Origin of the sequence: Bradyrhizobium sp. AZCC 1577, from assembly GCF_036924575.1 — a bacterium.
Lineage (GTDB): Bacteria > Pseudomonadota > Alphaproteobacteria > Rhizobiales > Xanthobacteraceae > Bradyrhizobium.
The window spans coordinates 520146-531788 of the sequence record NZ_JAZHRQ010000001.1; the positions used below are offsets into that span (position 1 = coordinate 520146).

The 11643-nt window shown below is 61.4% G+C and carries 11 protein-coding genes; 9 read left to right on the forward strand and 2 right to left on the reverse strand.

The window, feature by feature from the left end; all coding sequences use genetic code 11:
• The first annotated feature begins 99 nt into the window (after positions 1–99).
• Both V1278_RS02415 and trmB read left to right on the forward strand, forming a co-directional pair.
• Positions 100–1227: a M20 family metallopeptidase gene (locus V1278_RS02415; RefSeq protein WP_334379582.1), complete on the forward strand. Its 1128-nt coding sequence runs from the start codon at positions 100–102 to the stop codon at positions 1225–1227.
• Entirely contained in the window at positions 1227–2000 is a 774-nt protein-coding gene (gene trmB / locus V1278_RS02420; RefSeq protein ID WP_442893788.1) for a tRNA (guanosine(46)-N7)-methyltransferase TrmB, read from the forward strand. Before V1278_RS02415 ends, trmB begins: the two co-directional genes overlap by 1 nt.
• A 469-nt stretch (positions 2001–2469) precedes the next feature.
• Here trmB and V1278_RS02425 read toward each other — a convergent pair whose 3' ends face one another.
• The gene (locus V1278_RS02425) at positions 2470–3378 is read right to left on the reverse strand and encodes a DUF2189 domain-containing protein (protein WP_334365924.1); all 909 of its coding nucleotides are present in this window, start codon (positions 3376–3378) and stop codon (positions 2470–2472) included.
• 527 nt (positions 3379–3905) lie between these two features.
• Here V1278_RS02425 and V1278_RS02430 point away from each other — a divergent pair.
• The 6 genes from V1278_RS02430 (at position 3906) to V1278_RS02455 (ending at position 9424) form a co-directional block, all read left to right on the forward strand.
• Positions 3906–4739, forward strand: a complete 834-nt coding sequence (locus V1278_RS02430) for a cytochrome c oxidase subunit II (RefSeq protein WP_334365923.1) — start codon at positions 3906–3908, stop codon at positions 4737–4739.
• A gap of 76 nt (positions 4740–4815) precedes the next feature.
• A complete protein-coding gene (locus V1278_RS02435) occupies positions 4816–6591 on the forward strand; it encodes a cytochrome c oxidase subunit I (protein WP_334379584.1) in 1776 nt (591 codons plus the stop codon).
• Complete coding sequence (locus V1278_RS02440; RefSeq protein ID WP_334365921.1) at positions 6588–7292, forward strand: cytochrome c oxidase subunit 3; 705 nt, start codon at positions 6588–6590, stop codon at positions 7290–7292. Before V1278_RS02435 ends, V1278_RS02440 begins: the two co-directional genes overlap by 4 nt.
• A gap of 11 nt (positions 7293–7303) precedes the next feature.
• A complete protein-coding gene (locus tag V1278_RS02445) occupies positions 7304–8026 on the forward strand; it encodes a heme-copper oxidase subunit III family protein (RefSeq protein ID WP_334365920.1) in 723 nt (240 codons plus the stop codon).
• Positions 8027–8035: 9 nt separating this feature from the next.
• Entirely contained in the window at positions 8036–8443 is a 408-nt protein-coding gene (locus tag V1278_RS02450; RefSeq protein WP_334365919.1) for a cytochrome C oxidase subunit IV family protein, read from the forward strand.
• Positions 8444–8512: 69 nt separating this feature from the next.
• Positions 8513–9424, forward strand: a complete 912-nt coding sequence (locus V1278_RS02455) for a heme o synthase (protein WP_334379585.1) — start codon at positions 8513–8515, stop codon at positions 9422–9424.
• Positions 9425–9472: 48 nt separating this feature from the next.
• On the opposite strand, the gene V1278_RS02460 is transcribed toward V1278_RS02455, so the two are convergent.
• Positions 9473–10543: a DUF2336 domain-containing protein gene (locus V1278_RS02460; protein ID WP_334379586.1), complete on the reverse strand. Its 1071-nt coding sequence runs from the start codon at positions 10541–10543 to the stop codon at positions 9473–9475.
• A 338-nt stretch (positions 10544–10881) separates the two neighbouring features.
• Between V1278_RS02460 and rimP the strand changes: the two genes are divergently transcribed.
• Positions 10882–11640: a ribosome maturation factor RimP gene (gene rimP / locus V1278_RS02465; RefSeq protein WP_334379587.1), complete on the forward strand. Its 759-nt coding sequence runs from the start codon at positions 10882–10884 to the stop codon at positions 11638–11640.
• Positions 11641–11643 lie beyond the last annotated feature (3 nt).

An 11643-nucleotide genomic window follows, 5' to 3' on the forward strand; every position in this document is an offset into this window, starting at 1 on the left:
ATTTCGTATTCCGGAATATGCCGTCATTTCGCGCCTGCATTGGCGCGGGCCTACGATGTGCAATTGCGCATTGGGGCATGACGCCGTATCGGATACGACATGACGACAGACAATCCCTTCGACCCCGCGCCGATCCTCGAGGGCATCCGCCGCTGGGTTGAGATCGAGAGCCCAACCGAAGCGCCCGAGCAGGTCAATAAGCTCGTCGACCTCGTCGCTGAAGGCTATCGCGGCCTGCCCGCGACGCTAGAGCGGATCGCCGGGCATTTCGGCTGCGGCGATCATCTGGTGGCGCGCTCGTCATGGGGACAGGACGAACCAGGCATCCTGGTGCTGAGCCATCTCGATACGGTGCATCAGCTTGGATTCATCGAGCGGCTGCCATTCCGGATCGAGGGCGACAGCGCATTCGGCCCGGGCATCTACGACATGAAGGGCGGCGCCTATCTCGCCTATCACGCGTTTCGGCAAGTCTGCGCCGACAGTGCGCGGCCGTCGCTCGGCATCACGCAGCTCTATGTCTCCGATGAAGAGATCGGCAGTCCGACCTCGCGCGCGCTGATCGAGGCCGAGGGACGCAAGGCCAAATATGTGCTGGTCACCGAACCGGCGCGCGACGGCGGCAAGATCGTCACCGGACGCAAGGGTGTCGGGCGGTTCGAGGTTTTCATCAGGGGCGTGCCCTCGCATGCCGGTACCAGGCCGGAGGACGGCCGCAGCGCCATCCGCGAACTCGGCAATGTCATCCAGACGCTCGAGGCGATGAACGATCTTGCGCGCGGTATCACCGTCAATGTCGGCGTTGTCCGCGGCGGCACCAGGCCGAACGTGATCGCGGAAGAAGCCTACGCCGAGGTCGATTTGCGCGTGCCGACGATGTCGGATGCCGACGAGCTCGCGTCAAGAATCCTCAATCTGAAATCGCGCACCGAGGGCGTCAGCGTCAGAGTGATCGGCGAGTTGAATCGACCGCCATACGAAAAAAGCAATGCCGGTGCCGCGCTCTACGAGCACGCCAGGACGATTGCGGCGGAGATCGGCTTCGATCTGGTCGACACCTCGACCGGCGGCGGCTCCGACGGCAATTTCACCGCGCCGCATACCGCGACCCTCGACGGCCTCGGCGTCGACGGCCAGGGCGCGCATACCCATTACGAGCAGATGTACATCTCCTCGATCGAACCGAGGGCGCGGCTGTTGTACCGTCTCTATCAGACGCTGCGATGATGACCGCCCCGCGCGACACCGGCGACCGCGACGCACCGCCCGATGACGGCGCGTCGGCACATGCGCACGGTTCGTTCTTCGGCCGCCGCAAGGGCCACAAGCTCCGCATCCACCAGGCCGACCTGATCGACAAACTGCTGCCGCAACTCGCGCTCGACATTGCGACGCCTGTGCCGGGGCGGCTTACCGATCTGTTCGATGGCCGAGCTACGGATGTCAGGCTCGAGATCGGATTCGGCGGCGGCGAACATCTGATCGCGGAAGCGCAGGCCTATCCGAACATCGGATTCATCGGCTGCGAGCCGTATGTCAACGGCATGGCCAAGATCCTGACGCAGATCGAGGTACACGACATCGGCAATATCAGGCTCTATGCCGGCGACGCCGCGGAACTGCTCGCCTGGCTGCCGCCGCGTTCGCTGGCGCGGATCGACCTGATCCATCCCGATCCCTGGCCGAAGCGGCGGCACTGGAAGCGGCGCTTCGTGCAGGACGCAACGGTGAAGGCGATGGCGCGTATCCTTAAAGACGGCGGCGAGTTTCGTTTCGTCAGCGACATTGACGATTACTGTGCCTGGACGCTGACGCATCTGATGCGCTCGCCGGATTTTGTCTGGACCGCCGAGCGTGCCGCCGACTGGCAAAAGCCCTGGGACCGCTACACGATGACGCGCTACGGCCGCAAAGCTGAACGCGAGGGAAGAGTGGCGGCCTATCTGCGGTTTCGGCGGGTCGGCCAGACGTCACCCATGTCGGACAAAGCGACCTGCTGAATTACAGCGCCTGGCCGGAACGTTTTGGAGCCCGGATACTTGAGTCCACGCCATATTGTGCGGGGCAGCGACGAATTGAGAGGCGGTAATGTTCCTGATGGGACTTGGCGCGCTCCTCGTTATCGGCGGACTCCTGTATATGGCGCGCACCACTATTTGGCGGGGACCGCTTAGCGGCCGGGATTCCGCCGGACCGGTTCGCCAGACGTTGGAGCCGCCACAGCGCAGCGTGCGATTCTTGGGGCTTGGCGCGAATTGGCCGGGCATTCTCCTTATGGCACTCGGAGGAGTTCTGTTGGTGTCGGGGGCCAATTTCTAGAGCCTGATAAAGCAAGCTTCAATCAATGTGCTCCGTCACCCCGGGATGAACGCGATCGCGTTCATCCCGGGGTGGCCGCGCAAAGCGCGGCCCTCGAAGGGCGACGGCCACTCGATGGCGCCATCCCCCGTTCTATTTCACCGCCACACGCTAACGCTCACGGCTCCACGGGAAGAGATTGGCCGGGAAATCCGCGGCGTAGCGGTGTCCTTTCCGCAGGCGGGGTTCTTGCTGCGGAGGGTTGGGATCCGGCTCCACCACTTTCCGGTACAGATGCCAGGTGGCATGACCGAGCACGGGCAGAACGACGGCGAGACCGACGAAGACCGGCAGCGAGCCGGCAACCAGCAGCGCCGCGACGATCAGCCCCCACCCGGCCATGGCAACCGGATTCATCATGACAGCCCGCAGCGACGTCCGGATGGCGTCGATTGCAGTCGCATGGCGATCGAGCATCAATGGAAACGACACAACGCTGACGCACAGCGCCACGACCGCGAACAGAAAACCAACGCCGCAACCGACGATGATGAGCGACCATCCTTCCGGCGTCGTCAGCACGCGCGTTGCGAAATCGGGAATGCTCGCAGCCGGAGCGTGGCCGAAGATCGAGACGTAGATAGCGTTCGCAGCGCCGATCCAGGCCCCGAACAGAACGAGCAGGAGCACGCCGAGCTCGATCATGGCCCCGAAAGCCGGAGCGCGCAGCACGGAAAGCGCATCCCATGCGCCGACCTCCTCGCCGCGCTCGCGGCGGCGGCTGAGTTCGTAGAGACCAATCGCGGCAAAGGGGCCAATCAAGGCAAACCCGGCTGCCAGCGGAAACAGCAGCGGCAATACCGAATAGCCAAGGACCAACCTGAACAGAAAAATACCGAGAACGGGATAAATCACGCACAGGACGACCGCGTGACTTGGCATCGCACTGAAGTCTTCCCAGCCCAGGCGCAGCGCCTCGCCCAGGTCGGATAGTTTGATCTTGCGAACGGGATATGTGGCGGCGTCGCCGAATACGTGCCGTGCAACTTTTGAGATGTTGTCGGAATAGACAGTGGCCATGGACGCACCCTCCCGTGCTCACAGTTGCGGCGGTCGAAACGACGCGCCGCAACATGCGCGTCTCCGCCCTGGTGTGCGAGAGTCGCGGTCGAGCCGAGTACGGCAAACCCAAATGCATCGAAAGGAGCTTAGCCGGACGAAACTTGTCGCGACCTCCCTCACAGCTTAGCGCTAAGCGAACCGAACAGCGCTCACGGTTCGGTGAACAGTGCACGTTCACGGTCATTTGGTGCGTTGCGTCATCTCAAACGATTGTGCCGGCTGACGCTCGGCCGGCTTGCGGCATCCGCGCAGACGCTGAAGTGATCTATTGACGCCAGCCCCGACGCGTACCATCCTCACTCCTGACGCCCCAGATTTGATGGTAATCGGTCGTAACGTGTGCTCGGCGCCACGTTTGGATGTCGCGACCGGTCAAAGTGGGCGAGGCAAGACGCACTGCGATGGCGCAGTCGGCCATCAAGACAGATGCGAGCTCCGCCCTCTGATTTGTCTCCATTGCCTTAGGTGGCAAGGAGGAATGAGGGATGATTGTCGCCATTGTCCTGCTTCTGGTCGCAGTCGGCTCGGTGCTGTTTCACATCTACAGCCCGTGGTGGTGGACGCCGATCGCCACCAATTGGCGCTACATTGACGACACCATCAACATAACCTTCTGGATCACTGGGGCGGTTTTCTTCGCGGTGATCGCTTTCATGGCCTATTGCGTCTTCCGCTTCCATCACAAGGAAGGAAGACAGGCGCACTACAATCCGGAGAACAAGAAGCTCGAGTGGTGGCTCAGCATCGGTACCGCCGTCGGCGTCGCAGCCATGTTGGCGCCTGGCCTGTTCGTCTGGCACCAGTTCGTCACGGTTCCGGCGAACGCTACCGAGATCGAGGTCATGGGCCAGCAGTGGCAATGGAGCTTCCGCCTGCCGGGGAAGGATGGCCGGATGGGCACGACCGATGTCCGCCACGTGAGTGCCGAGAACCCTATGGGCTTGAATCGCGACGACCCGCACGGGCAGGACGACGTCGTGATCGAAAGTGGCGAGATGCACCTCCCGGTTGGAAAGCCGGTCAAGGTTTTGCTCCGCTCAGTCGACGTCCTGCACGATTTCTATGTGCCTGAATTCCGGGCCAAGATGGATATGGTGCCCGGCATGGTCACCTATTTCTGGATGACTCCGATCCGAACCGGAACGTTCGACGTGCTGTGCGCCGAGTTGTGCGGCGCAGCGCACGCGCAGATGCGGGCGAAAGTCGTCGTCGAGGAAGAAAGCGAATATCACGCCTGGCTAGAGCAACAGAAGACGTTTGCGGAATTGTCAGGCCGAAGCGCCGTTACGAAGGCGACATACAGATCAGGCGGCAAGTAGGTGCCGCTGCGAAGATAGATCGGGCGCGTGAGACCGGGTCTTCACCCCCGACGGAAACGACCGAGGAGGTATTTCTATGGTCGATGTTCCATATGAAGCAACCGTCGACGTTCCGCCTGCCGAAGTGGCAGAGGTCGAACTCTATCACCCCAAAAGCTGGTGGACGCAGTACGTCTTTTCGCAGGACGCCAAAGTCATCGCGATCCAATACTCGCTGACGGCGACGGCAATCGGCCTGGTAGCGCTGGTGCTGTCGTGGATGATGCGCCTGCAACTGGGATTTCCGGGCACATTCTCCTTCATCGATGCAAGCCAGTATCTCCAGTTCATCACCATGCACGGCATGATCATGGTGATCTACCTGCTGACAGCCTTGTTCCTGGGAGGCTTCGGCAACTACCTGATCCCGCTGATGGTCGGCGCCCGGGACATGGTTTTCCCCTACGTGAACATGCTGAGCTACTGGGTCTACCTGCTCGCCGTCATCGTGTTGGCTTCGACCTTCTTCGTACCCGGCGGGCCCACCGGCGCCGGCTGGACGCTATACCCACCGCAGGCGATTCTGTCCGGCACCCCCGGGCAGGACTGGGGCATCATTCTCATGCTGTCCTCGCTGATCCTGTTCATCATCGGCTTCACCATGGGTGGATTGAATTACGTGGTGACGGTGCTGCAGGCGCGCACCCGCGGCATGACGCTGATGCGGTTGCCCTTGACAGTATGGGGCATCTTCACGGCCACCATCATGGCGCTATTGGCCTTCCCGGCGCTGTTCGTCGCCTCCGTCATGATGCTGTTCGACCGCCTCCTCGGAACCAGCTTCTTCATGCCCGCACTCGTCGAGATGGGGCAGCAGATGAAGTATGGCGGCGGCAGCCCGATCCTGTTCCAGCACCTGTTCTGGTTCTTCGGTCATCCCGAAGTCTATATCGTCGCCCTGCCCGCCTTCGGCATCGTTTCCGATCTGATCAGCACGCATGCGCGAAAGAACATCTTCGGCTATCGCATGATGGTTTGGGCCATTGTGGCGATCGGCGCACTCAGCTTTATCGTGTGGGCGCACCACATGTATGTGAGCGGCATGCACCCGCACTTCGGGTTCTTCTTCGCCACAACGACGCTCATCATCGCCATCCCGACCGCCATCAAGGTCTACAACTGGGTGCTAACCCTGTGGCGCGGCGACATTCATCTCACGGTGCCGATGCTGTTCGCCCTCGGCTTTATCATAACGTTCGTGAACGGCGGGCTCACCGGTCTCTTCCTCGGCAACGTCGTCGTGGATGTCCCGCTTTCGGATACCATGTTCGTTGTCGCGCATTTCCACATGGTGATGGGCGTGGCGCCGATCATGGTCGTGCTGGGCGCGATCTATCATTGGTACCCCAAGGTCACCGGCCGGATGCTGGATGACTGGATGGGCAAGTTCCATTTCTGGGTCACGTTCCTCGGCGCCTACCTGATCTTCTTTCCCATGCACTACCTTGGACTGCTCGGGGTGCCGCGCCGGTATCACGAGATCGGCGAAGCGGCGTTCATCACGCCATCCGTGCATACACTGAATGCCTTCATGAGCGTGGTGGCGCTGATCGTGGGCCTCGCCCAGATCGTGTTCCTGTTCAACCTCGTCTGGAGCTATTTCAAGGGCAGGCCTTCCGGCGGCAATCCGTGGCGGGCGACAACACTGGAATGGCAGACGCCGGAGACGCCGCCTGGACATGGCAACTGGGGCAAGGAGCTCCCGGTGGTCTATCGCTGGGCGTATGACTATAGCGTGCCAGGCGCCAAGGAAGATTTCATTCCGCAGAACCAGCCGCCGGCGACACGGGCCCTCCAGGGAGCCACGCCGTGAGCGCCATCGTCCTGTTCATGGCGGTGATTGCGGTCATCGTGGGATGGTGGCTGTCACAGCAACGGCTGACAGCCAAGCCCTGGCTGGAAGAAGGTTCGATCGATGACTTCCCGGGCACGGGAGCGATGACCGTGCCGGCGGCGAAGCTCGGATTGGGAGTGTTTCTCGCTGTCGCCACCTCGTTGTTCGCGCTCTTCATCAGCGCCTACTCCATGCGCATGGACATGGTGGACTGGCGGGCACTGCCTGTCCCGGCACTGCTCTGGTTCAACACCGGCGTCCTGGTTTTGAGCAGTGTCACGATGCAATGGGCATACGTATCCGTGCAACGGAACAACATGGATGGTGTAATCGTCGGCATCTGCGCGGGAGGAGCATCCGCCATCATATTCCTGATCGGGCAGTTGCTGGCGTGGCGACAGCTAAGCGTCGCGGGGTATTTCGTGGCCTCCAATCCAGCCAATTCCTTCTTCTACCTGATCACCGCGGCGCACGGGCTGCATCTGATGGGCGGTCTGGCGGCCCTGGGGAGAACGACCGCCAAGGTGTGGCGTGGCGCTGAGATGCCCCAGCTACGCCTGAGCGTGGAGCTCTGTGTCATCTACTGGCATTTCCTGCTGTTGGTATGGCTCGTCGTGCTTGGCCTGCTGACGGGCTGGACGGACGATTTCGTCAACATCTGTCGCCGGTTGCTCAGCTAGGGAGGACCCAGATGGCAGAGACTGCGCTGACAACCCATGGACAGTCGCCTGCGCGGACTGCCGGCTTGAAGGGTGTCGCCGCCGACTGGTCCTCGGATCAGCGCGCGTTCAAGAACGTGTCCTGGGGGAAGGCCATGATGTGGATCTTCCTCCTGAGCGACACCTTCATCTTCAGTTGCTTCCTGCTCTCGTACATGACGGCGCGAATGTCCACGACCGTGCCGTGGCCCAATCCGAGTGAGGTGTTCGCTCTCGAGATTGGGGGGCATCACATCCCGCTCATCCTGATCGCCATCATGACCTTCATCCTGATCAGCAGCAGCGGGACGATGGCGATGGCCGTTAATTTCGGCTACCGCCGCGATCGCGTCAAAACTGCAGTCCTGATGCTGGTTACGGCAGCACTTGGCGCAACGTTCGTCGGGATGCAGGCCTTCGAGTGGACCAAGCTGATCATGGAGGGAGTGCGGCCTTGGGAGAACCCCTGGGGTGCGGCGCAGTTCGGCTCCAGCTTTTTCATGATCACCGGCTTCCACGGCACGCACGTGACCTTCGGCGTGATTTTCCTGATCGCTATCGCGCGAAAGGTCTGGCGCGGAGATTTTGATTACGGACGACGCGGATTCTTCACGAGTCGGAAGGGGAACTACGAGATCGTCGAAATAATGGGCCTGTACTGGCACTTCGTCGATCTTGTGTGGGTGTTCATCTTTGCGTTTTTCTATCTTTGGTGAGGTCAGCGCATGACAAACGTGGCGGTAGATTTGGGAACCCAACAACCTTCGCTGCACACTCGCACGCATGAGGCAGTCGCAGTCGCTGCTGGAGCCGCGCACGCAGAAGGGCAGCAGCACCCGATCAAGCTCTATCTCGTGGTCTGGGGATGGTTGTTCGTTCTCAGCACCTGCTCCTATCTTGTCGACTATTTCGGCTTGCACGGCTATCTCAGATGGTCGCTGATCCTGCTGTTCATGGTGCTGAAGGCCGGCCTGATCGTCGCCGTATTCATGCACATGGCCTGGGAGCGGCTGGCCCTGGCCTATGCGATCCTGCTGCCGCCGGTGCTGGTGCTGGTGTTCGTGGCCATCATGGTGTTCGAATCCGAGTACACGCACCTCATCCGGGTTCTGTTCTTCGCGTCACCGACATAGTTATTTTTGCTTCGCGCGGAGGTGCTTCAAGGCGTCGCCGATCCGCTTGCAACAGGGGGCATCAGTCTCATGCAAATCAATCGCTCGATTCTCCTTCGCGGCAGGTATGCCAACGTCGGGGATTATGTCGCGCTGACAAAGCCGCGCGTTATGTCGCTGGTCGTCTTTACGGCACTCGTCGGTCTCATGGTCGCGCCAGGCGACATCGATCCATTCGCCGGTATCGTCGCCCTTCTTTGCATAGCTGCCGGAGCCGGCGCTGCAGGTGCTCTCAATATGTGGTACGACGCCGACATCGATGCGGTGATGGCGCGCACCGCCATGCGTCCCATTCCCAGCGGCCGCGTATCTCGCTCGGAAGCATTGGTTTTTGGACTGATGCTCGGCGTGTGCGCCGTTCTGGCTCTCGGCACTTTACTGAACTTGGCTGCGGCTGCGCTGCTTGCTTTCACAATTTTCTTTTATGTCGTCGTCTACACGATGTGGCTCAAGCGCCGCACACCGCAGAACATTGTCATTGGCGGTGCTGCTGGCGCACTTCCTCCGGTGATCGGCTGGGTTGCTGCCGCAGGAAATGCCGGGATCGAGCCGCTTATCTTGTTCCTGATCATCTTCCTTTGGACGCCACCCCACTTCTGGGCACTGTCGCTCAATCTTGCTGGAGAATATACAAGGGCCGGCGTGCCGATGCTGCCGGTCGTAGCCGGCGAGGCCGAAACAAAACGCCAGATTCTTCTCTACAGCGTTTTTCTCGCTCTGATCTCACTGCTACCTTGGGCGCTGGGGTTCGCCGGAGCGATCTATGGCGCGGCTGCGGCGATCCTTGGGGCGATCATGGTTTTTCTTTCATGGCAAGTACATCGCAGCGACGATAAGCAACGGCGGCCTGCTCGTCGCCTGTTTGCGTTTTCCATACTCTATCTGGTTCTTCTGTTTGGTGTGCTGCTGATGAATGCTACACCCTACGCTCAACTCCGCTAGAACGAAGTCCGCCGCTACGCGCAATGACGCCGGCGGCCGGCGAGACTGCTACCGCGTCTTCCAGAACTCGACGACGCGCTGGGCGGTCATAGGCATCAGGCGCACGTAGTTCACACGCGCGCTTTCGATGTCGGCAGGTGATGCCGTCCGGTTCGGACCGAGCCGAAGGATGATTAGTGCGCGCACCGTCGCCCATTCGAGATCGATGGCTTTGCCGGCGATCAGGATCGGATCGTGGCGATCGCCGCTGATCAGGCGATCGAGGGTTTCGATCTTGACGCCGGTCATCGCCGACAGCGCGGCGATGGATTCCTCGTATTTGAAGGCCCTGGCAAAGTTGAGCAGCGCGCCTTCGCCGAGCGCGCCCTCACGGTGGAGTTTCAGCACCGTGCGCTGCGCCGGCACGAAGTCGCGTCGCTCCTCGCGTTCGGACGGGCCGGCGATAGCAGTCATTGCCTGCTTGATATCGGCCTGCCGCTCGGGCTTGACGACCTGGAACAGGCGGCGACGGATGATGTCGATGGAGCCGGAGAGCAACTCCTTCAATTGCGTAGGTGACAGGTCGTCGCGCTGGCCGAGCCTGATCGTCAGCACGCCGTCCTGGCCGGCGCGCTTGATCAGCGTCGAATAGCCCTCCGATGAAAAGGCCGCGCCCGCATTGCCGGCGGCGCGCCTGACCACCGCGCGGTCGCCGCGGGCGATCATGACGTCGGTGAGATCGGCCGAAAGCGTCGGCCGCTCCGCCATCGCCAGCAGATGACCCTGGCCCTTCATGGACGCAATTTCGAGCAACATCTTTTCGTCGATGACCGGCGAGCGGCGCAGCAACGGGCCTGCAATGGCGATTTCATCCTCATGGGCGAGTTGGCCGACCAGGCCACTCGGCGCATTCGCCAGCGTCGACAAGCGCTCGGCCAACTCGGCGCGCGCCTCGATCTCGGCATGCGGAACGAGGCTGGTCAGGACGCCGTCGAAAAAATCGACGTGATCGGGGCGGAAGCTTGCTGCACCCTGCAGGAAAAGCTCGCTGATACGACGCGCGGCATCGGCGCGGCGCTTGGGGTCGCCACGACTGACAATGTCGTCGAGTTCAGGGATCAGCGATGGTGAAACAATCATAAACCCACCTAAACCGGCCAAAATTGGCTGGTTTTTCGGGAAATCTAGGCAGCGTTCATGAATGAAGGGTTAGGCTTTACCCCGCTCTCAAAGCTTGGCAAAATCGGCCTTAACGGGATTGTGGGCCTTGTCGGATTGCGGAAAAACCGCTATATCCGCGGCAACTTATGGTTCTCATACGATCGCGTATTGAGAGTGGGCCCCCCGGGACCCGCTCTTTTTTATTACCTGAACCCGCCTTGCCCAGAACGGGCCTCAAGGGCGGTTCGGGGAACCGGCCGGACCTCCGGTTAGGCCCGGCCTAAACCCATGCAAGTAAGACGCTTTTGACCCTGGACATGACCGATCCAACTGCTGTTCCCGAGGATGCCGACCTCTTGGCCGAGCCCCGTCTCGTCGTCGAGCCGGGCGTGGCGGCGCGGGTGTCGGCTGTGGCCGGCCCGGTTTTGCAGGGAATGGGCTACCGGCTGGTTCGGATCAAGATTTCCGGCGATGCCGGATGCACCGTCCAGATCATGGCCGAGCGGCCCGACGGCTCGATGCAGATCGAGGATTGCGAGGCGATCTCGCGGGCGCTGTCGCCGGTGCTCGACGTCGCCGATCCGATCGACCGCGCCTACCGTCTGGAGATTTCGTCGCCTGGCATCGACCGCCCGCTGGTACGCCGTTCCGATTTCGAGCGCTACGCCGGTCATCTCGTGAAGATCGAAATGGCGGTCGCCCATCAGGGCCGCAAGCGCTTCCGCGGGCTCCTGGCAGGTGTCGAAGGCAATGCCGTGCGGCTACATCGGGATGACACACGCGCGGACGAAGATGCCGACGTGCTCCTGGTGATGGAAGACATCTCCGACGCCCGGCTGGTTCTGACCGACGAGTTGATCGCTGAATCGATGCGGCGCGGCAAGCAAGCCGAGCGCGAGTTGAAGCAGAATCTCGGGCTGGTGCCGCCGCCTCCGCCGCACGCAAAAAAGAGCGATCCGGCGAAGGGCAAGAAACCGAAGATCGGCAAGAAGCCGGAGCCGACGAATACAAAGAAACACCGCCTCGCTGCAGAGAGACTCCGCAGGGGCGAGATCGATCCTACCGAAGGAGACTAGACC